The following is a 20,842-nucleotide window of genomic DNA, read 5'->3' on the forward strand; positions in this document are numbered from 1 at the left end:
TTGGTGGTGCGCTGAAGCGCACCCTACGGGTGGCGGGGACGGCCCGGTGCCGAATCCCTTGCCTCGGCAGCGTCACGGGCGTAATCTCCGCATCCATGATGCGCTATTTCAACATTCACGACCGCGCCCGCCTTCCGGGCCGCTTCTATGGCGAAAGCCTGTCCGTGACTGCCCGACTGTGATCCGGCACCTGCCAGATCACCCTTATGAGCCATTCTGAAAAAGAGAAAAGCCATGACCGGCACCACCAACGCGGGCGCGCCCCGCACGCTTTACGATAAAATCTGGGACGCCCATGTCGTCGATGTCACCGATGACGGCACGACAATCCTTTATATCGACCGCCATCTGGTCCACGAAGTCACCTCGCCTCAGGCCTTCGAGGGGCTGCGCATGTCGGGCCGCAAGGTCCGCCGCCCGGATCAGACCATCGCTGTTCCGGACCATAACGTGCCGACGACGCCCGACCGCGTGAACGGCATCGAAAACCCCGAGGGCCGCATTCAGGTGGCCGAGCTGGACAAGAACGCGAAGGAGTTCGGCCTGCCGAATTACTATGCGATGAACGACATCCGTCAGGGCATCGTCCATATCGTCGGACCGGAGCAGGGCTGGACCCTGCCCGGCATGACCGTTGTCTGCGGCGACAGCCACACGGCGACGCATGGCGCGTTCGGCGCGCTCGCCCACGGCATCGGCACGTCGGAGGTCGAACATGTTCTGGCCACGCAGACGCTGATCCAGTCCAAGTCCAAGAACATGAAGGTCGAAATCACCGGCAAGCTGCGCCCCGGTGTGACCGCCAAGGACATCACGCTCGCGGTGATCGGCAAGACCGGCACGGCGGGCGGCAATGGCCATGTCATCGAATATTGCGGCGAGGCGATCCGCGATCTGTCGATGGAGGGCCGCATGACGGTCTGTAACATGGCGATCGAGGGCGGCGCGCGTGCGGGTCTGATCGCGCCTGACGAAAAGACCTTCGAATATGTGAAGGGCCGTCCGCATGCGCCGAAAGGGGCTGCGTGGGAGGCCGCTCTGGCATGGTGGAAGACGCTGCACACCGATGAGGGCGCGCATTACGACAAGGTCGTCACCATCCGGGGCGAGGATATTGCGCCGGTCGTGACATGGGGCACCTCGCCCGAGGACGTGCTGCCGATCACCGGAACCGTTCCCGCGCCGGAAGATTTCACCGGCGGCAAGGTCGAGGCCGCGCGGCGGTCGCTTGACTATATGGGCCTCGAACCCGGCACCAAGCTGACCGATATCGCCATCGACGCGGTCTTCATCGGCTCCTGCACCAATGGCCGGATCGAGGATCTTCGCGCTGCGGCGGATATCCTCAAGGGCAAGAAGCTCGCCGACGGTGTGCGCGGCATGGTTGTCCCCGGTTCGGGCCTTGTGCGGGCGCAGGCCGAGGAGGAGGGGCTGGACAAGGTCTTCACCGATGCAGGCTTTGAATGGCGCATGGCGGGTTGTTCCATGTGCCTTGGCATGAACCCCGACCAACTCGCGCCGGAAGAACGCTGCGCCGCGACCTCCAACCGCAATTTCGAGGGGCGTCAGGGCTATAAGGGCCGCACCCATCTGATGTCGCCCGCGATGGCCGCCGCTGCCGCCGTGGCGGGGCATCTGGTCGATGTGCGTGAGATCATCGGCGCGGTCGAGGCATGAGATGAGTTAGCCGCTTCTATCGATGCGCCGCACGGTCAGTCTGCTGGCCGTGCGCGCATGATACAGGCGCCACCAGACAGGATTTAGGACATGGACAAATTCACCACACTCACCGGCGTTGCGGCGCCCATGCCGCTGGTCAATATTGACACCGATATGATCATCCCGAAGCAGTTCCTGAAAACGATTCATCGCTCGGGTCTCGGCAAGAACCTGTTCGATGAAATGCGCTACGACCGCGAGGGCAATGAGATCGAGGGTTTCGTGCTGAACCAGCCCGCCTACCGCAATGCGGAGATCATTGTTGCGGGGGATAATTTCGGCTGCGGCTCGTCGCGCGAACATGCCCCTTGGGCGCTTCTGGATTTTGGCATCCGCTGCGTGATCTCCACCAGTTTTGCGGATATTTTCTACAATAACTGCTTCAAGAACGGCATCCTGCCGGTCAAGCTGCCGCAGGAAGCCGTGGATGCGCTGATGGAGGATGCCCGCAACGGCGCAAACGCGAAGCTGACCGTGGATCTGGAGGCGCAGACGGTCACCTCGCCCGACGGCACCGAATATAGCTTCGAGATCGACCCGACCCGCAAGCATAACCTGCTGAACGGGCTGGACGATATCGGTCAGACGCTTGAGAAAAGCGCGGCAATCGACGCGTTCGAGCAGGCTGCGGGCCAGTCGCGCCCTTGGGTCTGAACGCGGCCCTGGCGGCGGCTTTCCTGTCGCCGCTTCTCCTGTCTGCGGCCGCCGCCGAGACGCTGCGCATCGCAAGCTACAACCCCGGACTGACACGCGACGGACCGGGCTTGCTGCTGCGCGATATTCAGAAGGGCAACGATCCGCAGATCCTCGCTGCCGCCTTGGTGATTGCGGAGGTGAAGCCGGATGTACTGGTCCTGACCGGCATCGACTGGGATCATGATCTGGCTGGGCTGCGGGCGTTTGTGCAGCTTCTGAAACGCTCTGGCGTCGACTATCCCCATATTGTCGCGCCGCGCCCGAACCGGGGGATGGAAAGCGGCTCGGATCTGGATGGTGACGGGCGGCTTGGCGAGGCGGCGGATGCGCATGGCTGGGGCAGGTTCAGCGGGCAGAACGCAATGGCGCTTCTGTCGCGCCTGCCGGTTGGCGAGGTGACGGATTACAGCGGCGTTTTATGGCGCGACATGCCGGGCAATATGATCGGCAATTCACTGAGCGCGGAGGCGAGGGAGGTGCAGCGGCTTTCCTCCTCCGGGCATTGGGATGTTGAATTGCTGACGGAGCCGCCTTTGCATGTGCTGGCATTCTGGGCCAGCCCGCCGGTCTTCGACGGGGCGGAGGACCGCAATGGCCGCCGCAATCATGACGAGATTGCCTTCTGGATCGATCATCTGCCCAATGCGGATTTCGTGATCGCGGGGAATGCCAATCTCGATCCGGTCGATGGCGATGGCCGGCATGAGGCGATCCGTAACCTGCTGGCCGATCCGCGCCTTCAGGATCCTGCGCCGCGAAGTGCGGGTGCTCTGGCGGCAGGCGATGCGGATCATGCGGGTGATCCCGCGCTTGATACCGTCGATTGGCCGGGGGGTGATCCGGGCAATTTGCGGGTCACCTATGTGCTGCCCTCGGCAGGGCTGACCGTTCGGGGATCGGGTGTATTCTGGCCTGCGCAGGATGAGGCAAGCCGCTCCGCCGCGATTGCGGCATCGGATCACCGGCTGGTCTGGGTCGATGTGGAGGCTGGGGGATGAACCTAGTCAGTCGGTTCCGTACCGCCGCCCATTTCGATCAGATCGTCGATGATCGGGCGTGCTTTCGGCCCGATCCGGTCGCAGGCACCCGGATCGTCCAGCGTGTCGAAAGCGGGGCCGAAATAGGTCTTGTCATAGGCCGACGGATCGAGGCCGAGCATATTCGACAACAGATCGCCGGTCCCGGTCAGCAGCATCCATTCACCGTCGCTGACCCGGTATTCCGGGCAGTTCGAGGTGATCACGTTGATCTGGGCAAGCGCCGCGATCAGCTTCTCGGCATCCGCGTCCGACATGCCGGACAAATCCGGCACCGGCACGGCAACCCGACCTTCCGCCAGAACAGGGGCGGCGCTTATCGTTATAACAAAAGCCATCACAAGTTGTATGGCGGAACTGCGGATCATGTATCTTTCCCGGGAATCAGCGTCATCAAGCGAATCCGCACGATCCTACACCGAATCGCAACCCAAATCAGCGTGATCTTGACCCTGTCGAAACACGCGGCTACCCCAACCCAAACCCTGAAAATCACGAGGAAGACATGTCCGATTACTCGCTTCTGATCCTGCCCGGTGACGGCATCGGCCCCGAAGTCATGGCCGAGGTTCGCAAGGTCATTGACTGGTTCCAGGCCAATCGCGGCATGCGCTTCGAGGTGTCCGAAGGTCTGGTCGGCGGCTGCGCCTATGACGCGCATGGCACGCCTTTGACCGATGAAACAATGGCCAAGGCGCAGTCCGTGGACGCGGTTCTGCTTGGCGCGGTCGGCGGTCCGAAATACGATCAGCTCGATTTTTCGGTGAAGCCGGAGCGCGGCTTGCTGCGTCTGCGCAAGGAGATGGATCTTTACGCCAATCTTCGCCCCGCCCAGTGTTTCGACGCGCTTGCCGATTTCTCCTCGCTCAAGCGCGACATCGTCGCCGGTCTCGATATTCTGATCGTTCGTGAGCTGACCTCCGGCGTCTATTTCGGCGAGCCGCGCGGCATTCACGACGACAACAACAACCCGGATAACGAAGGTGGCCGGGTTGGGATCAACACGCAGCGCTATACCTCGGGCGAAATCCGGCGGGTGGCGCGCTCTGCCTTTGAACTGGCGAAGCAGCGCGGCAACAAGGTCTGCTCAATGGAGAAGGCGAATGTCATGGAGTCGGGCATTCTCTGGCGCGAAGAAGTCCAGTGGGTGCATGACAACGAATATCCCGAGGTCGAGTTGTCGCATATGTATGCCGATGCCGGTGCGATGCAGCTGACCCGTGCGCCGCGTCAGTTCGATGTGATCGTGACCGACAACCTGTTCGGTGACCTTCTGTCCGATCTGGCGGCAATGCTGACCGGATCGCTTGGCATGCTGCCGTCCGCCTCACTGGGTGCGCCGATGGAGAATGGCCGTCCCAAGGCGCTGTATGAGCCGGTGCATGGTTCCGCCCCGGACATCGCCGGGCAGGGCAAGGCGAACCCGATCGCCTGTATCCTCAGCTTCGCGATGGCGCTGCGCTATTCCTTCAACGAAGGGCAGGCCGCCGATCAACTGGAAGCGGCGGTTGAGGCGGTTCTGGCCAAGGGCGTGCGCACCGCCGATCTGATGGGGCCGGAGGGCGGTACGCCGGTTTCGACCTCTGAAATGGGCGACCTTATCGTCGCGGCGCTGGCGGGCGCGTAAGTGGCGGCGTCGGGCAATATCAGAGGTATCGGCTTCGCGCTTCTCTCAATGGGGGCGTTCGCCACCCATGATGCCGTTATCAAAACGCTCGGCGCCTACTACCCGTCCTTGCAGGTGCTGTTCTTTTCCTCGCTCCTGTCCTTTCCGCTGATCTCCATGATCCTGGTGCAGGAACGCACCCCGGGCACGCTGCGCGCGAACCGGCCCGCATGGGTGGCGCTGCGGTCCGTCTGCGCAATGATGGCCGGGGTGTTCGGGTTCTACGCCTTCTCGGTCCTGCCGCTGGCGCAGGTCTATGTGATCCTGTTTTCCGCGCCCTTGCTGATCACGATCCTGTCGATCCCGCTTCTGGGGGAGAAGGTCGGTATTCATCGCTGGCTGGCGATTGGGCTCGGCCTGATCGGGGTGCTGATCGTGCTGCGTCCGGGCTCTGGTCAGGCGCTGTCGCTCGGCCATCTGGCGGCGCTTCTGGCGGCCTGCTGTAGCGCCACCGTTGCCGTCGTGACCCGCAAACTGGGCGGAACCGAACGCCCGCTGGTGCTGCTGATGTGGCCGATGCTGGGCAATCTTCTGGTGACAGGTGCCGGATTGACCATCGCCTATGTGCCGATGCAGCTTCCGCATCTGGGGCTGGCCGGCATGATCGCGGTGCTGGGCCTGATCGGGAACTTCCTGATGATCATGGCCTACCGCGCAGGAGAGGCCGCGATTGTTGCCCCGATGCAGTATTCCCAGATCATCTGGGCCTCGGTCTATGGCTGGTTCATCTTCAGCGAACGGCTGGATGCGGCGACGGTGACCGGTGCCGGGGTGATCATAATCTCCGGGCTCTATATCGTCTGGCGAGAGCGCAGCCGCGGCGATGACAGCCAGCGCCCTGTGCTGTCCTCGCGCCTGCGGACCGAAACCGTGACCGCCCCCCGCTCGACCCTCATCCAGCGGGTGCTGTTCAATCGCAGCGGTTCATCGCATTGATCGGCGAATTCCCACGAGAGACCCCTTGCATTCCGCCCCGGCTCGCGCTACCTGCCCCTCCTACGGTCGGAGCGTAGCGCAGCCTGGTAGCGCACCTGCTTCGGGAGCAGGGGGTCGGAGGTTCGAATCCTCTCGCTCCGACCAGTTTTCCCGATTGAGGATTGCCACTGAAGTCGTCCTCAAGTGGCCACTATTCTTCCTTTGCGTTAGCAAAGCTGACCAGATTTGGCAGAAGACCCGCCTCGTCTTCATGCGTCCGAGAAGAGCTGCTGACATCATCCTCTTGATAGCTGCAGCCCATTGTGTCGGGCAATTCGGCCCAAAGCTGAACTCAATCGCTTCTGGAATTCTGTGGCGCGGCACGCCGTAGCGGTTATTGGTTTTGGAACCTAAGCCTGTCTACTTACACCAAATCCGCCAAAGCCTCCTGCACCCGGTAGAACACGCCCGAGATGGTGACTGAGCCCTCGCCCACTGCCGACGCCACGCGCTTGACCGAACCCGCGCGGACATCGCCAACCGCGAAAATACCGGGATGCGAGGTTTCGTAGGGCGAGGCGCCGCCGACCTCTTCGCCGGTGCGGATAAAGCCTTTGTCGTCCAGGTCCACCAGACCCGACAGCCAGCCGGTATTGGGTGCTGCACCGATCATCACGAACAGCGCACGCGTATCGACACGGCGTTCGCCATCGGGGCTTTTCAGCGTCACCGCCTCAAGGTGATCGCCGCCATGCAGCCCGGTGACCTGGGTGCCGTAATGGATGTCGATATTCGGCGCGGCCTCAAGCCGGTGGCTCAGATATTGCGACATGGAATCGGCAAGGCTGTCGCCGCGCACCAACACATGGACATGGCCCGCGACGCGCGACAGATACATCGCCGCCTGACCCGCGGAATTGCCGCCGCCGATCACCACGGCATCGGTGCGGCGGCAGAAACGGGCCTCCATCTCGGTCGCGGCATAGAAGATGCCCGCACCCTCGAATTCCGGCAGCCGTTCCAGCGGCAGGCCGCGATATTGCACCCCGGTCGCCACCACGACGCTGCGCGCGCAGAGTTCGGCCCCGTCGTTCAGCGTCGCACAGAACAGCCCGTCGGCGCGCTTTTCCAGTGACTGCACGCGGCGTGGCATGGCGAAATGAGCACCGAATTTCAGCGCTTGAATCTGGCCGCGATAGACCAGATCGGCCCCCGAAATGCCGGTCGGGAAACCCATGTAATTCTCGATCCGGCTGGAGGTCCCGGCCTGCCCGCCAATCGCGGTATCCTCGATCAGCAGGGCCGACAGCCCCTCGGCCCCGGCATAGACCGCCGCTGCCACCCCCGCCGGGCCGCCGCCCACGATCAGCACATCGACGACCGCGCCATCTGCGACTTCAAGGTCCAGATTCAGCAGCCGCGCGATCTTGCGCGGGGTCGGATCCTCGATCCGCTGGTTCTGGTTGAAGATGACGCCCGGCTCATGGCTGGCGAGGCATTGCAGGCTGGCCATCTGGGCGTCGGCGCTGTCCAGATCGTAGGATTGGAAAGGCACGCGGTTGCGGCTGAGAAAGGCCTCGACCCGCTGCACCGCGGGATCGCGGTCGGCCCCGATCACCACAATCGAGCTTGTCCGGCGTTCGACCTGCAACCTGCGGCGCGCCGAAAAGACGGTGATCAGATGGTCCGACAATTCGGGCATCCGCGACATCAGCGCCAGTACATCCTTACGCGGAGCCTCCATCGTGCGGGTCGGCTTACAAGCGCGCATCGACAGGAAATTATTGCCGCCGCTGAGAAAGCCCAGCTCGCCCGCGAATTGGGTCGGGCCCAGCGTCGCCTCGCCTAAGCGTTCGCCGCTATGGGGATCGACGACCTCGACCTCGCCGTCCTCGATATAGATGAAGCGGTCCATGGGCGTGCCGATTTCCACAACCATCTCGCCCGGCGCATATTGGCGTTCCTGACTGATTTCGCGCAGTGCGGCAACATGTTCCGCAGACAACGGCCTGCGCCGCATTTCATCCAGATCTGCGCCAATGCTTTCCATGCCGGGTACTCCTGAAAATCACGCTTGAATAAAGGTGGCGAGGTTGCAGTGACCGATTGTTGGCATGTACATTCAGAATTAACAATGACGCGTTAACCTGTCCGAGAACGCTTTGCCTTATGCAGTGGCAGATGGCGCTGGCATCCCGGCTGCGGTTCGCGTCTCGCCTTGATGGCTTACATAAACGGGTGGTTTCATGAGTGGACTATGGCAGGTTCTGTTGCTCTCGCTTTTGCCGGGTCTCGGCAACTTCGTTGGGGGTCTAGCCGCTGAATTCGGGCCGAATTCGCCGCGCGCGCTGAACTGGGCGCTGCATGCGGCCTCGGGGATCGTGATTGCGATTGTCGCTGTGGAACTGATGCCCGAAGCCGTCGCCGTGCTCGAAGGCTGGTGGATTGCTCTGGGTTTCGCGGTCGGCGCCATCGCCTATATCCTGATCGACACCTTTGTCGAAAGCCGTCAGGAGGAAGGCGAAGGCGCGGGCACATCCGGCATGTGGATGATCTATGTCGCAGTGGCGGTCGATCTGGCCAGTGACGGGCTGATGCTGGGCTCGGGTGCCGCGCTGTCATGGGGGCTGGCGCTGACGCTGGCGCTTGGGCAGGTGCTGGCCGATCTGCCGGAAGGTTACGCGGTGATCGCCAATTTCCGGGCCAAGGGCGTGCCGCGGGCGCGTCGGATCTGGCTGTCTGCCTCGTTCATCCTGTTCTCGGTCGGCGCGGCGCTCTTGGCCTATCTGCTGCTGCGCAATGCGCCTGAGACGGTCAAGATGCTGGCGCTGACCTTTGTCGCGGGTCTGCTGACCGTCGCCGCGATCGAGGAAATGCTGGGCGAGGCGCATGAGGGCGATGAGGATAACCAGGGCTCGATCATCGCCTTCGCCGGCGGATTCGTGCTGTTCACGCTGGTCTCCGGCGGGATCGAGGCGATGATCGGCGGGGGCTGAGCCTAAAGCCGCACGAAGCGATAGGCCATTTCCGGGCCGTCCTTGCCGCCATAGGCCAGCAATGAGACGACCAGCCCGAAGGGCTCCATGTAACGCGAGGTCCGCAGCTTGCCCAGATCGACCGGGTTGAAGCCGACATCGCGGATCAGCTCTGCCACGCGTTCCTTGGCGGCGCGGTCGTCACCGCAATAGATCAGGTCGGGCGGGGTGTCGCCCTTGCCTTTGGCTTCGAACAGGGGAAACAGGATTTCGCCCGGAATGGTGTTGAAGGCGCCCACGACCTTTGCACCCGGCACCTTTTCCGCCAGCGCCTCGGGGCCGGAGGAAGTGTGGCCGACGACCAGATGGCTGTTATCCTCGCTCATCGCCAGCGAACAGGTCAGCAGCACCTTGCCGGACAGATCGCCCGCCTGCGCCAGCACATCGTCGATGCGCGACCAATGGACGGCGACCAGCACGACATCCGCGTCCTGCACGGCCTCGGCGGGGGTGCCGGCGCGGGCATTGCCGCCCGCCTCTTGCGCCAGACGCTCCAGCTTGTCGCGGCTGCGGGCATAGCTGAACGTCACGTCATGGCCCGAGCGGGCCCAGATCGTGCCCAGCCGCGCCCCCATGCCGCCAGATCCCAGGATTCCGATACGCATATACTGTTCCTCCGATGCTTAAACGAATGCGGGCTTGTCGCCCTCGCTGCCCGGTTTGTGCACGCCGATATTGCCGCCGATATCGCGCGATGGATCGTCCAGCAGCGACAGCACATAGGCGGCGACGCTTTTGCGCGAAACCTCAGTATTGGTGAAAGGCTCATCCCGCGTGGTGGTGCCGTAATCCACCTCGTCCTTATCGGTCAGCCATGCGGGGCGGAGGATTGTGTATTCCAGATCCGAGGCCTCGATCATGTCCGAGGCTCGGCGGAAGGGCGGCAGATAGGGGCCAATGGCCTGCCGGTTCCATTCGCCGAAAGCGCCGGGCACCTCGTCCAGAATGCCGATAGAAGTGACGAAGATCAGCCGTTTCACGCCGCTGGCCTGCATGACGGGCAGAATGGTCCGGGCCATGACATCGACCTCGCCGGTCAGGTTGGCATAGACGATGTCCTGGCCCTGCATCGCTTGGGTCAGGCGCTGTTCATCGGTAACGTCGCCCTCGATCACCACCATGCCGGATGTGTCCAGCCCCGCCAGTTTCGAGGCATTGCGCAGAAACAGCGTCGCTTGATGCGCGCCTTGCCCGGCCAGCGCCTCGACCACATGGCGTGCGATTTTACCGCTGGCGCCCAGGATAAGAATATTGGACATGATTGTTTTCCCGAAAGTACTTGGTTCCAGAATTGTTATGCCGGAATGTGCGACGCAGCGACTGTCCGCGTCGCGCCCTTGACCTCAGCCTTTCAGTTTGTTCTGGAAGAACGGGGTCAGCACGCCGACCGCCTCGGCGATCTGGGGCTGGCCGTCATACATATCCATGTGATTGGCGCCCTCGACGACATGGAACTTCTTGTCTTTGCTGGCGGCGCGTTTGAACAGATCGTCGCTCATCCATTTGCTGCCGGCCTCGCTACCCGCGATCACCTGCAGGGGCTGGGTCAGATAGGCCTCGGCCTTGTGATAGGCGTCGTAGGGGATGATCTGGTCGAGGCTACGTGCTGTCATATAGCCCGGCGCGGTCGGGTGCTGCGCGCGCGGCGTGTGGTAATATTCCCAGGCCTGACGCAGTTCTTCGTTGGGCGCATCGGCCTCGTTCATCGGAGCCAGCGGGAACCGGGCCGGTTCGCCACCCTTCGCGTCTTCGGTGCGGGCATCGGCGCCCATCTGGATCACGCCACGGGCATCTTCATCCGCGACATTGTTTTCCCAGCCATTGCGGAACATCTGGCCGATATTCACTGCGCTGACTGTGCCCACCGCCTTGATCCGCGGGTCGTTGATCGCGGCATTGGCGGTATAGCCCGCGCCCGCGCAGATCCCCATCGCGCCGATCCGGTCGCTGTCGACATAATCCAGCGTGGTCAGGTAATCGACCACTGCACTGACATCCTCGGTCCGCACGGCGGGGTTCTCGGTCTGGCGCGGCAGGCCGCCGCTTTCGCCCTGATAGCTGGCGTCATAGGCGATGGTCACAAAACCCTGCTTGGCCAGTTCGGCGGCATAGGTCCCGGCGGTCTGTTCCTTCACGCCGCCCCCCGGGTGCGAGACGACAACGGCTGGATAGCTGCCGCCTTCGTCGAATCCTTCCGGGAAATTGATCACGGCGGACATTTCAATGTTCGGATTATTGGTATTGGTGAAGTTGATCTTACCCATCTCAAACTCCTGGTCTGGCGGAACATGCCGCAGGCTACAGAAGGACTGTGGCGCATTTGCAAACCAGTTATTAGGTGTTATTAACTTATTAGACTTATTAATCTGGTAATGAATGCGCCGCGAAGACGTTGCCGATCTGATCGCCTTTGCCGCCGTCGCTGAAGCGGGCAGCTTCACCCGTGCCGCGCAGACTCTGGGCGTCACGCAATCCGCGCTGAGCCAGATCGTCAAGCGGCTGGAAGAACGGCTGGGCCTGCGCCTTCTGGCCCGCACCACCCGCAGCGTCGCCCCGACTGAGGGCGGCGAGCGGCTGCTGAAAACCCTCAGACCGATGCTGCACGATCTGGAACGCAGCGTCGCCTCGCTGAACGAACTGCGCGACAAACCTGCAGGCACGATCCGCATCACGACGGTCGAACATGCCGCCAAGACCATCCTGACGCCGCTGCTGTCCCGGATGCTGAAGGATTACCCCGAAATCACGGTCGAGATCGTCATCGATTACGGTCTGGCCGATATCGTCGCCGAGCGGTTTGACGCCGGGATCCGGCTGGGTGAGGCGGTCGAGCGGGACATGGTCGCGCTGCGCATCTCGGACGAGATCCCGATGGTGATCGTCGGCGCGCCCTCTTATCTGGCGCAGCATGGCTGCCCGCAGACGCCGGACGAACTGACGGCGCATCGCGGTCTGAACCTGCGGCTGCCGACCTCGGGCACGCTGAACACATGGCGGCTGGCGCAGGACGGGCAAGAGATGCGCGTTCGCGTCGACGGGCCGCTGATCTTCAACACCATCGACCTGATCCGCGATGCCGCGCGCGCAGGCGTCGGGCTGGCCTATATGCCGCGCGATCAGGTGGATGAAGACCTGATTTCGGGCCGGCTGGTGACGGTGATGGAGGGCTGGACGCCGCCGCTGCCGGCCTATCACCTCTATTACCCAAGCCGCCGCCAGAGTTCGGCCGCGTTCCGCCTGTTCGTCGATGCGCTGCGGCGCAATACGAGGCGCTGAGGCAGGGCGCTGAAACGGCGCGGCCTTTCCTTTTGGTTCCCGTCTGGCAGAATGGCCCATGTTTGGCCGGGGCAAGGGGACAAGGCGACGATGGATACCGCAAAGATCGGCAAAGCCGCCGCACCGGCGCCCGATTTTCTGCATCTGACGCGCCTCGATGGGGAGAATTCCGCGAAATGGGCGCATCTCTGCATCCGCCACAAGGCCACGCGGCAATTCCTGATCGACGAGGCGCAGATGGAGGATCTGATCGTCGATGCCATGCTGCAGGAAGACGCCCGATCCCGCGTCCGCATCCGTCCCGCGGGGATCATGACGCTGTTGAAAACGATGCCTTTGCAAAGCGACGGCGAAGCGCGGCCAGGCGAGATGGCCTCGCTTCGGGTCTGGATCGACGAGAGCCGCATCATCACCACCCGTGAGGCCGAACTGGCGCCGGTTCTGGACCTCGCCCGCAGGATCGAGGCGGGCACCGGCCCGAAAACGCCGGGACGTTTCCTGGCCGATCTGATCGCAGAACATCTGCAGGAAATCGACCCCCAGATCGAGGCGCTTGAGGATCAGGTCGACCGGATCGGCGGCATGGTCACCGGCCACCAGATCGAGGAAGCCTGCCCCGCCATGGTCGACGCCCTGTCCCGCATCAGCGGCTTCATCCGCCATCTGGGTCCGCAGCAGATCGTGCTGGAAACCCTGTCCGCAGCGGATCACCCCGTCCTTGACGATCACGATCGCGCCCGGATCGAGGACAGCGCCAACCAGCTGATGCGCATCCTTGAGGCCCTGCAGAACCTGCGCGACCGCGTGGATATTCTGGACAATCAGGTCAGCCGGGTACAGGACCGCAAGATCAGCCAGAACTCGCTGGCTTTCGCCGTCGCCGCCACGATTTTCCTGCCGCTGGGCTTTCTGACTGGTCTGTTCGGCGCGAATGTCGGCGGGATCCCGATGGCACAGCCGCCTTGGGGGTTCTGGGCTCTGCTGGGCGGCTGCGTGGCACTGATCGTGGTTGTGGTCAGTTGGCTGAGGTCGCGGAAGTTGTTTTGAGGATCATGCGGGACGCGGGCGTCGGAGAGACGCGCAGCGAATGTCCGGAATCCGCCCGACTTTCTGATGACTTCGCGGTAGCAGCGCCCATCGAACGCCCGCGGCTAACGGCAGTATTGTCCCGTATTTCGCCGGTTCATGCCGCATGCGGTAACGGCCAGCCGTAGAGGAGGGGTTGATTGCCACAGGAGGAAATACTGGTGCGCAAGCAATATCTGAGCCCATGATTTTAAATGGCTGCAGAGGACGGCTTGGCTGGCAATTTGCACGACCTCCCATACAGATCCGCCGCCAGCGAGCATCGCTCAGTGGTCGTTCATTCCTTTTCCGGCAAGGATTTTTGCCTTGGCCTTTTCGATCCGTGAGATGCGGGTTTGGGGCTGTTTTGCGCCGGAAAAATGCAGGAGCCAGCTGCGGCGGCGGCCGGGGGTTAGGGTTTCGAAGGCGGTGCGGAAGCTGTTGTCCTGGTTGAGGCGGGTGGTGAGTTCGTCCGGGTAGGCGAGATCGTCTTTTGCGAACTCGACCTTTGCGCCGGATTTTTGCAACTCGATGGCCTCCACAATGTATTTCTCCAGCGTTTTCCGATGGATTTCGATGGTTTCGGGGTCGGTGAAGTTGATAATCCGGGAGGAGCGGGAGTTGTCGCCGGGGCGTTCGAGGATGTTTTCGGGGTCTTTCAGCAACGCACCCTTGAAGAAGCCGAGCGTTGCGCGGTCCTTGAAGCCCCAGATTATGGCGACATTGCCGCCCTCATAGGTGTAGACCGGCGAGCGCCATTTGAATTCTTCGGTCAGCGGGCTTGCCAGCAGGATGGACCGCAGGGCTTCCAGCTCCGTACGCCAGTCGGTCAGCTTGTCGAACAGGGCGTCGACTTTCGGGTTGGTGTCGGACATGCGCGGCTCCGCCTGAGTCTGGTTCAGTGTTGCCGGAACGCCCTGCCTTGTCCATCATCGCTGATCGCGGGGTTTTCCGGTCAGAATGCCGCTGGTCGGATGTCCTGAATTTCAAACATTTGCAGCCCGTCTGAAATCCCAAAATCCCAAATTCAGGGCGTTGGACCAAATTCGCCGATCATGCGGTATTTGCAGATGAATTTCCTTCGAATTCTGATGTTTTTATGACAGGAACCGGGCAAGGAGACCAAAACAAGGAGGGACGTTTATGGCAATAGGAGTCTGGATAAGTCTTGCGGCTTATTTCCTGCTGATGCTGGCAATCGGGGTCTATGCGTGGCGCAAATCCACCTCGAATTCAGAAGAATATATGCTTGGCGGGCGCAGCCTGCCGCCGGCGGTTGCGGCGCTTTCGGCCGGGGCCTCGGATATGAGCGGCTGGCTGCTGCTGGGGCTGCCGGGGGCGCTGTTCGCCTCGGGCCTTGCGCAAAGCTGGATCGGGATCGGGCTGTTCGTCGGTGCGTATCTGAACTGGATCATCGTCGCGCCGCGGCTGCGTCAGCAGACCGAGGAATACGATAACAGCCTGACGATTCCGGGCTTTCTGGGCGCGCGGTTCCCCAGCACGGCGCGGATGCTGCGCATCACCTCGGCCATCGTGATCGTGGTGTTCTTTGCGGTTTACACGGCTTCGGGGCTGGTCGGCGGCGGCAAGCTGTTCGTCAGCGCCTTTGATGGCGGCTATATGAGCGGGGTGCTGCTGACGCTGGGCATCGTGCTGGTTTACACGGTGATGGGCGGGTTCCTTGCCGTGTCGCTGACCGATTTCGTGCAGGGCTGCATCATGATGCTGGCGCTGGTCATCATGCCTATCGTGATCCTGACGACCGGGCAGGGCGAGGGGATCGGCACGGCGGCGGAGCGGCTGCGGACCGAGGTCGATCCGAATTTCCTGTCGCTGACGACCGGGGTCACCCTGCTGGGCTGGCTGTCCACGGTCGCCTGGGGTCTGGGCTATTTCGGGCAGCCGCATATCATCGTGCGTTTCATGGCCGTGCGCAGCGTCGAGGAGGTGCCGACGGCGCGCAATATCGGTATGAGCTGGATGGCGATTTCGCTGATCGGCGCGGTTTCCGTCGGGATTTTCGGGCGCGCCTACGCGCTGCGGAACGGGCTGGAAATCGCGGACCCGGAGACGATTTTCATCGTGCTGTCGGACCTGCTGTTTCATCCGCTGGTGACGGGTTTCCTCTATGCGGCGCTGCTTGCGGCGATCATGTCGACGGTGTCGAGCCAGCTTCTGGTGGCCTCGTCCTCGCTGACGGAGGATATTTATCACACCGTCATGAAGCGTGATGCGACGGATGGAGAACTGGTGACCATCGGGCGTCTTGCGGTGCTGGCGGTCGGGATCGTGGCGGTTGTGATCGCGCGTGACCCGGATTCGCAGGTGCTGGGGCTGGTGGCGAATGCCTGGGCCGGGTTCGGCGCCGCATTCGGGCCGCTGATCATCCTGTCGCTGACCTGGAAGCGGATGACCGGCGCGGGCGCGCTGGCCGGGCTGATCGTCGGCGCGGTCACGGTGATCCTGTGGATCTCCACCGGGCTGAGCGGCAGTTTCATGGGTGAAGGTCTTTACGAGATCGTGCCGGGCTTTGTGGCCTCGTGGATCGCGATTGTCGTGGTCAGCATGCTGACCCCCGACCGTGGCGAGTACCGCGCGCCGAAGCGGGTTTGATCCGTCTTAGGATGATCTGAAACCGGCGCACGCCCTGAGAAGGGGCGTGCGCTTTTCTTATGGCAACAGGAGCGTGCGTTGCGGTTTTGCCGGGCTGCGCCCGGGCCGTGCGGAAACGCCTGCGTTTGCCGGGTTTTTCGCTGTGATTTCCGTACACAGCGCGTGCACAGCCTGTACACCGGGCGTACACAGAAAATGATGCCCTGTGTCTTGCGTCACGGGCGGCCGGATGCCCGCTTATGGGCATGGTCGGGACTGGCATCAGCGGGAAGCGTCATGCCTATAGTCCCGAGAATACTCCCGAGGAAAACACGGCGGATGGGTATTGCCGACATATACAAGAGCGGTTTTTTCGTTATCAGTCGCTTCGGGGAGGGACAGAACAGGATGAAAAAATGGAACGTTCTTTTGTTTTCCCGATCTTGGAGTCCCCGGCGCTGTGGCTTGTGGCCCGCATTCTCGGCACCTTCATGTATTGGTATGCCGGTCTCGGGTTCCTGCTGAATTTCGAAGGAGCGGTTGCGGCGATGCAGGCCAATGGGTTTACATCGAGCCCCGCAGCTATCGCCGCGCTGACGATTGCCGTGCAGCTGATCGGTTCGGTGCTGGTGATTCAGGGGCGCTTTGCGTGGCTGGGTGCCGGAATGCTGGCGGTTTTTACGCTGACGACGATCCCGATGGTTCATGATTTCTGGAACATGACCGGCGCCGCCGCGGTCCAGGCGAAGCTCGAAAGCGAGGAGCATCTGACGGTCATCGGCGGGCTTATCGCGATTTCCGCATTCAGCCATATGATGCGCATCCGGCGTCGCGGGGTGTGACGCAGAGAGGGCCAAGAGTGTGACGGCCGGGCTTTGAACAAGCTTCTTTCCGGGTCCGGCCTGTTGCGCATTCGCTTTTCAAGCCTTGCATTTTCATGTAAGGCCCCGAAAATCTGAGACGTGAAGCCCGTGCCCCGGGGCTACGCAAAGGATTCGGGGGCGGCGGCAATGGGGCCGCCATATGACATGGGATGGCCGGAGGGCCGGCGCATCCCGAGAGGAAACCGCATGTTTGATGAAGTGAAGAAATCGATCCAGTGGGGGCAGGAGACGCTTACGCTGGAAACGGGCAAGGTTGCGCGTCAGGCGGACGGCTCGGTCATCGCCACTCTGGGCGAGACGAGCGTCATGGCGAACGTCACCTTTGCCAAGGAACCGAAGCCGGGACAGGATTTTTTCCCGCTGACGGTCCATTATCAGGAGAAATATTACGCCGCCGGTAAGATCCCGGGCGGCTTCTTCAAGCGCGAGGCGCGCCCGACGGAGAAGGAGACGCTGACCGCGCGTCTGATCGACCGTCCCTGCCGTCCGCTGTTTGCGCCGGGCTTCAAGAACGAAGTTCTGGTGATGTGCACGGTGCTGAGCCACGATCTGGTCAACGATCCCGATATCGTCGCGATGATCGCGGCTTCGGCGGCGCTGACGATTTCGGGTGTGCCGTTCATGGGTCCGATTGGTGCGGCGCGCGTCGGCTTCTCCAACGGGGAATATGTGCTGAACCCCGAGGTTCAGGACATGGACAACCTGCGCGGCAATCCCGAACAGCGTCTGGATCTGGTCGTTGCCGGGACCAAGGACGCCGTGATGATGGTCGAATCGGAAGCTTACGAGCTGACCGAGGAAGAGATGCTGGGCGCCGTGAAATTCGGCCATGAGCAGATGCAGCCGGTCATCGATCTGATTATCGGTCTGGCAGAGGCGGCGGCGAAAGAGCCGTTCGACTTCCAGTCGCCGGATTATTCCGCACTTTATACCCGCGTTCGTGAACTGGGCGAGGCCGATATGCGTGCGGCCTACGCGATCAAGGACAAGAGCGACCGTCAGGATGCCGTCTCTGCCGCCAAGGACAAGGTGCGTGAGGGCCTGTCCGAGGAAGAGCTGGAGGACCCGAACCTGGGTTCGGCCCTGAAGAAGCTGGAGTCGGGCATTCTGCGCGGCGACGTGATCGCAGGCGGTGCCCGGATCGACGGCCGCGACACCAAGACGGTGCGGCCGATCGATTGCGAAGTCGGCTTCCTGCCGCGGACCCACGGCTCGGCGCTGTTCACGCGGGGCGAGACGCAGGGTCTGGTCGTGACCACGCTGGGCACCGGCGATGACGAACAGATCATCGACGCGCTGCATGGCAATTTCCGGTCCAACTTCCTGCTGCATTACAACTTCCCGCCCTATTCGGTCGGCGAGGTTGGCCGCGTGGGTTCGCCCGGTCGTCGTGAAATCGGTCACGGCAAGCTGGCATGGCGCGCGCTTCAGGCGGTTCTGCCGGCGGCGACGGATTTCCCCTATACGATCCGCGTCGTGTCGGAGATCACGGAATCGAACGGTTCCAGTTCGATGGCTTCGGTCTGCGGCGGCTCGCTGTCGATGATGGATGCGGGCGTGCCGCTGAAAGCCCCGGTCGCGGGTGTCGCCATGGGTCTGATCCTTGAGGATGATGGCAAATACGCCGTTCTGACCGATATTCTGGGCGACGAGGATCACCTCGGCGACATGGATTTCAAGGTCGCGGGCACCGAGAACGGCATCACCAGCCTCCAGATGGACATCAAGGTCCAGGGCATCACGCCCGAGATCATGGAACAGGCGCTGGCGCAGGCCAAGGATGGCCGTCTGCATATTCTGGGCGAGATGGGCAAGGCTCTGACCGAAGGCCGCCGCGAGTTCTCGGAACACGCGCCGCGCATCGAGACGATGCAGATCCCGACCGACAAGATCCGCGAAGTGATCGGCTCGGGCGGCAAGGTGATCCGCGAGATCGTCGAGGTTTCGGGTGCCAAGGTCGACATCAATGACGATGGCATCATCAAGATCGCCTCGGCCAATGGTGAATCGATCAAGAAGGCTTATGAGATGATCCACTCGATCGTCGCCGAACCCGAGGAAGGCCAGATCTACACCGGCAAGGTGGTGAAGCTGGTCGATTTCGGTGCCTTCGTGAACTTCTTCGGCAAGCGTGACGGGCTGGTCCATGTCAGCCAGATCGCGAACAAGCGTCTGGGCCATCCCTCCGACGTTCTGAAGGAAGGTCAGGAAGTAAAGGTCAAGCTTCTGGGCTTCGACGACCGTGGCAAGGTGCGCCTTGGCATGAAGATGGTCGATCAGGAGACCGGCGAGGAGATCACCGAGAATAAGGAGGAAGACGCCGAATAATCGGCGCTTCCGTCTGATACTGCAGACCGGCCCGGGAATATTCGGGCCGGTTTTTTCGATACGAGAAGAACGACATGGATAGCGACTGGCCGATTTTCGTCCTGACACTTGAGGGCGACGATCTGCGCCGCCAGGCACTTATCGACGCGCTGGATGCCGCCAATCTTGCGCATCGCCTGTTTTTCGGGGTCGATGGTCGCAATGGGCTGGCCGAGACCTACCAGCCCCTGATCGACCGCGCGGCGGCAACGCGGCGCATGGGGCGGGCCATGACGGATGGCGAATTCGCCTGCGCGCTGTCGCACCGTCTGATCTATGAAACCATTCTGTCCGAGGGTCTGGAAGGGGCCGTCATCCTTGAAGATGACGCGATTCCCGGCCCTGATTTTCCCGCCTTTCTGGCTGCGGGCTGTCATCGCTGCGCGCGGCTGGCGCTGCTGGATTATCGCTTTGGCCGCGCGCTGCCCTGGCAAAGACAGCGCCGCGCACAATGGGACTTCTACCGCGCCGCACAGCGTCCGACGCTGGCCTCGGCCTATTCCGTGTCACGTCTTAGCGCGGCGGATCTGCTGGCGGCCAGCACGCCGGTCAGCTATGTCGCCGACTGGCCGACGGATCTGCATCAGCTGGGCGCAGAGCTGGTGGTGCCGAGGCCGGTCGAGCATAGACCGCCCGGCGCCGGTCCCTCGCATCTGGAGGCGCAGCGCAGCGTGGCGGATCACCAGACCAAGAATCCTCGCCGACATCTGAACCGCGCTTATTGGAAGAACTTTCTGAGGCGCAAGCTAGCGCGCAAGGTCGGCCGCTAGGCGGCAAACCGCGCCAGCCTTCCAAACCGCGCCTTTCCAGACCTTCTGGCACGCATCCCGCTCATGCGCCGGGCCGGGGCGGGATCTGCCACGCCCCTATATGAGCGTGGCAGAAATGCGCTTAGCCGTGCTTGGGGTCCTTGGCGAAGCGCAGATAGGGCAGCTTCTTGTCCAGCTTGCCGTATTGCGCTTCGGCGGCTGCGTCGTCGAGCGACAGCGCCACGATCACGTCCTGACCCGGCACCCAGTTGGCAGGGGTCGCCAGCGGCGCGCCGTCGGTTTCCTGCACGGCGTCGAGCGCGCGGATGATCTCGGCGAAGTTGCGGCCCACGGACATCGGGTAGGTCATGGTCAGGCGGACCTTCTTGTCCGGGCCGATGATGAACACGGTGCGCACGGTGGCCGAATGCTGCGGCGTGCGGCCCTCGGTCGGCAGGTAGTAATCGGCGGGCAGCATGTCATAAGCCTTGGCGACGTTCAGCCCGGTATCGTCGATGATGGCGAAATTTGCCGGGACGCCTGCGACTTTCTCGATGTCGGCTTTCCACTTGCCGTGATCCTCGACCGAGTCGACCGAGACGCCGAGCACCTTGGTATTGCGCTTCTCGAATTCCGGGACGAGTTGGGCGACGGCGCCGAATTCGGTCGTGCAGACCGGGGTGAAATCGCGCGGATGCGAGAACAGCACGACATAGCCGTCACCGGCCCAATCGTGGAAGCTGATTTCGCCATCGGTCGAATTCGCGGTGAAATCGGGGGCGGTATCGTTGATGCGCAGGCTCATGAATGGTCCTTTCGGTTTGCTTCCAAGGCAACATAG

19 protein-coding genes and 1 tRNA gene are annotated in these 20,842 nt (G+C 62.5%); 13 read left to right on the plus strand and 7 right to left on the minus strand.

The annotated features are described in order from the left end of the window. Positions 1-234 precede the first annotated feature (234 nt). The 3 genes from leuC (at position 235) to PAF12_RS00560 (ending at position 3,413) form a co-directional block, all read left to right on the plus strand. Positions 235-1,677, plus strand: coding sequence for a 3-isopropylmalate dehydratase large subunit (gene leuC / locus PAF12_RS00550; RefSeq protein ID WP_271108081.1), 1,443 nt, complete (start codon positions 235-237; stop codon positions 1,675-1,677). A gap of 90 nt (positions 1,678-1,767) precedes the next feature. Continuing rightward, positions 1,768-2,373, plus strand: coding sequence for a 3-isopropylmalate dehydratase small subunit (gene leuD, locus PAF12_RS00555; RefSeq protein WP_271108082.1), 606 nt, complete (start codon positions 1,768-1,770; stop codon positions 2,371-2,373). Next, positions 2,364-3,413 carry an endonuclease/exonuclease/phosphatase family protein gene (locus PAF12_RS00560; protein WP_368045150.1) on the plus strand — a complete coding sequence of 350 codons (1,050 nt, stop codon included), beginning with the start codon at positions 2,364-2,366 and terminating at the stop codon, positions 3,411-3,413. The genes leuD and PAF12_RS00560 overlap by 10 nt, the downstream gene beginning before the upstream one ends. A 2-nt stretch (positions 3,414-3,415) precedes the next feature. Here PAF12_RS00560 and PAF12_RS00565 read toward each other — a convergent pair whose 3' ends face one another. After that, on the minus strand, positions 3,416-3,790 hold the full coding sequence (locus PAF12_RS00565; RefSeq protein WP_271108083.1) for a hypothetical protein: 375 nt from the start codon (positions 3,788-3,790) through the stop codon (positions 3,416-3,418). Between the two features lie 167 nt (positions 3,791-3,957). Between PAF12_RS00565 and leuB the strand changes: the two genes are divergently transcribed. From leuB to PAF12_RS00580, 3 genes are all read left to right on the plus strand, one after another. Further along, the gene (gene leuB, locus PAF12_RS00570) at positions 3,958-5,079 is read left to right on the plus strand and encodes a 3-isopropylmalate dehydrogenase (RefSeq protein ID WP_271108084.1); all 1,122 of its coding nucleotides are present in this window, start codon (positions 3,958-3,960) and stop codon (positions 5,077-5,079) included. Then, positions 5,080-6,054: a DMT family transporter gene (locus tag PAF12_RS00575; RefSeq protein WP_271108085.1), complete on the plus strand. Its 975-nt coding sequence runs from the start codon at positions 5,080-5,082 to the stop codon at positions 6,052-6,054. Between the two features lie 67 nt (positions 6,055-6,121). Further along, positions 6,122-6,198: transfer RNA gene (locus PAF12_RS00580), tRNA-Pro, on the plus strand. Positions 6,199-6,457: 259 nt separating this feature from the next. Here PAF12_RS00580 and PAF12_RS00585 read toward each other — a convergent pair. Then, entirely contained in the window at positions 6,458-8,083 is a 1,626-nt protein-coding gene (locus tag PAF12_RS00585) for an FAD-dependent oxidoreductase (RefSeq protein ID WP_271108086.1), read from the minus strand. 196 nt (positions 8,084-8,279) lie between these two features. Here PAF12_RS00585 and PAF12_RS00590 point away from each other — a divergent pair, with 196 nt between their 5' ends. After that, positions 8,280-9,029, plus strand: coding sequence for a ZIP family metal transporter (locus tag PAF12_RS00590; protein WP_271108087.1), 750 nt, complete (start codon positions 8,280-8,282; stop codon positions 9,027-9,029). 2 nt (positions 9,030-9,031) lie between these two features. Here the strand turns inward: PAF12_RS00590 and PAF12_RS00595 are convergent, their stop codons facing one another. The 3 genes from PAF12_RS00595 to PAF12_RS00605 form a co-directional block, all read right to left on the minus strand. Further along, entirely contained in the window at positions 9,032-9,673 is a 642-nt protein-coding gene (locus tag PAF12_RS00595) for an NADPH-dependent F420 reductase (RefSeq protein ID WP_271108088.1), read from the minus strand. A gap of 18 nt (positions 9,674-9,691) precedes the next feature. Next, positions 9,692-10,327 carry an NAD(P)H-binding protein gene (locus PAF12_RS00600; RefSeq protein ID WP_271108089.1) on the minus strand — a complete coding sequence of 212 codons (636 nt, stop codon included), beginning with the start codon at positions 10,325-10,327 and terminating at the stop codon, positions 9,692-9,694. An 84-nt stretch (positions 10,328-10,411) separates the two neighbouring features. After that, positions 10,412-11,332 (minus strand): alpha/beta hydrolase, encoded by a 921-nt coding sequence (locus PAF12_RS00605; protein WP_271108090.1) that lies wholly within the window; start codon positions 11,330-11,332, stop codon positions 10,412-10,414. 112 nt (positions 11,333-11,444) lie between these two features. Here PAF12_RS00605 and PAF12_RS00610 point away from each other — a divergent pair, with 112 nt between their 5' ends. Next, positions 11,445-12,344: a LysR family transcriptional regulator gene (locus tag PAF12_RS00610; protein WP_271108091.1), complete on the plus strand. Its 900-nt coding sequence runs from the start codon at positions 11,445-11,447 to the stop codon at positions 12,342-12,344. A 90-nt stretch (positions 12,345-12,434) separates the two neighbouring features. Then, positions 12,435-13,391, plus strand: a complete 957-nt coding sequence (locus PAF12_RS00615) for a CorA family divalent cation transporter (protein WP_271108092.1) — start codon at positions 12,435-12,437, stop codon at positions 13,389-13,391. 305 nt (positions 13,392-13,696) lie between these two features. Here PAF12_RS00615 and PAF12_RS00620 read toward each other — a convergent pair whose 3' ends face one another. After that, the gene (locus PAF12_RS00620; RefSeq protein WP_271108093.1) at positions 13,697-14,284 is read right to left on the minus strand and encodes a YdeI family protein; all 588 of its coding nucleotides are present in this window, start codon (positions 14,282-14,284) and stop codon (positions 13,697-13,699) included. A 268-nt stretch (positions 14,285-14,552) separates the two neighbouring features. Between PAF12_RS00620 and putP the strand changes: the two genes are divergently transcribed. From putP to PAF12_RS00640, 4 genes are all read left to right on the plus strand, one after another. Next, positions 14,553-16,022, plus strand: coding sequence for a sodium/proline symporter PutP (gene putP / locus PAF12_RS00625; protein ID WP_271108094.1), 1,470 nt, complete (start codon positions 14,553-14,555; stop codon positions 16,020-16,022). A 395-nt stretch (positions 16,023-16,417) separates the two neighbouring features. Then, positions 16,418-16,843, plus strand: coding sequence for a DoxX family protein (locus PAF12_RS00630; RefSeq protein ID WP_271108095.1), 426 nt, complete (start codon positions 16,418-16,420; stop codon positions 16,841-16,843). 228 nt (positions 16,844-17,071) lie between these two features. Further along, positions 17,072-19,213, plus strand: a complete 2,142-nt coding sequence (gene pnp / locus PAF12_RS00635) for a polyribonucleotide nucleotidyltransferase (RefSeq protein ID WP_271108096.1) — start codon at positions 17,072-17,074, stop codon at positions 19,211-19,213. Between the two features lie 74 nt (positions 19,214-19,287). After that, entirely contained in the window at positions 19,288-20,022 is a 735-nt protein-coding gene (locus tag PAF12_RS00640; RefSeq protein ID WP_271108097.1) for a glycosyltransferase family 25 protein, read from the plus strand. 121 nt (positions 20,023-20,143) lie between these two features. On the opposite strand, the gene PAF12_RS00645 is transcribed toward PAF12_RS00640, so the two are convergent. Beyond that, entirely contained in the window at positions 20,144-20,806 is a 663-nt protein-coding gene (locus PAF12_RS00645) for a peroxiredoxin (RefSeq protein WP_271108098.1), read from the minus strand. Between the last annotated feature and the right edge of the window lie 36 nt (positions 20,807-20,842).

The sequence above is a fragment of the Paracoccus sp. SCSIO 75233 genome (assembly GCF_027912675.1).
In the GTDB taxonomy this organism is placed as follows: domain Bacteria; phylum Pseudomonadota; class Alphaproteobacteria; order Rhodobacterales; family Rhodobacteraceae; genus Paracoccus.

Excerpts from the sequence above, each read along its gene's own strand:
- leuC (WP_271108081.1), top strand. The coding sequence starts at position 235 with ATGACCGGCACCACCAACGCGGGCGCGCCCCGCACGCTTTACGATAAA.
- leuD (WP_271108082.1), top strand. The coding sequence starts at position 1,768 with ATGGACAAATTCACCACACTCACCGGCGTTGCGGCGCCCATGCCGCTG.
- PAF12_RS00565 (WP_271108083.1), bottom strand. The coding sequence starts at position 3,790 with ATGGCTTTTGTTATAACGATAAGCGCCGCCCCTGTTCTGGCGGAAGGT.
- leuB (WP_271108084.1), top strand. The coding sequence starts at position 3,958 with ATGTCCGATTACTCGCTTCTGATCCTGCCCGGTGACGGCATCGGCCCC.
- PAF12_RS00585 (WP_271108086.1), bottom strand. The coding sequence starts at position 8,083 with ATGGAAAGCATTGGCGCAGATCTGGATGAAATGCGGCGCAGGCCGTTG.
- PAF12_RS00590 (WP_271108087.1), top strand. The coding sequence starts at position 8,280 with ATGAGTGGACTATGGCAGGTTCTGTTGCTCTCGCTTTTGCCGGGTCTC.
- PAF12_RS00595 (WP_271108088.1), bottom strand. The coding sequence starts at position 9,673 with ATGCGTATCGGAATCCTGGGATCTGGCGGCATGGGGGCGCGGCTGGGC.
- PAF12_RS00600 (WP_271108089.1), bottom strand. The coding sequence starts at position 10,327 with ATGTCCAATATTCTTATCCTGGGCGCCAGCGGTAAAATCGCACGCCAT.
- PAF12_RS00605 (WP_271108090.1), bottom strand. The coding sequence starts at position 11,332 with ATGGGTAAGATCAACTTCACCAATACCAATAATCCGAACATTGAAATG.
- PAF12_RS00610 (WP_271108091.1), top strand. The coding sequence starts at position 11,445 with ATGCGCCGCGAAGACGTTGCCGATCTGATCGCCTTTGCCGCCGTCGCT.
- PAF12_RS00615 (WP_271108092.1), top strand. The coding sequence starts at position 12,435 with ATGGATACCGCAAAGATCGGCAAAGCCGCCGCACCGGCGCCCGATTTT.
- PAF12_RS00620 (WP_271108093.1), bottom strand. The coding sequence starts at position 14,284 with ATGTCCGACACCAACCCGAAAGTCGACGCCCTGTTCGACAAGCTGACC.
- putP (WP_271108094.1), top strand. The coding sequence starts at position 14,553 with ATGGCAATAGGAGTCTGGATAAGTCTTGCGGCTTATTTCCTGCTGATG.
- PAF12_RS00630 (WP_271108095.1), top strand. The coding sequence starts at position 16,418 with ATGGAACGTTCTTTTGTTTTCCCGATCTTGGAGTCCCCGGCGCTGTGG.
- pnp (WP_271108096.1), top strand. The coding sequence starts at position 17,072 with ATGTTTGATGAAGTGAAGAAATCGATCCAGTGGGGGCAGGAGACGCTT.
- PAF12_RS00640 (WP_271108097.1), top strand. The coding sequence starts at position 19,288 with ATGGATAGCGACTGGCCGATTTTCGTCCTGACACTTGAGGGCGACGAT.
- PAF12_RS00645 (WP_271108098.1), bottom strand. The coding sequence starts at position 20,806 with ATGAGCCTGCGCATCAACGATACCGCCCCCGATTTCACCGCGAATTCG.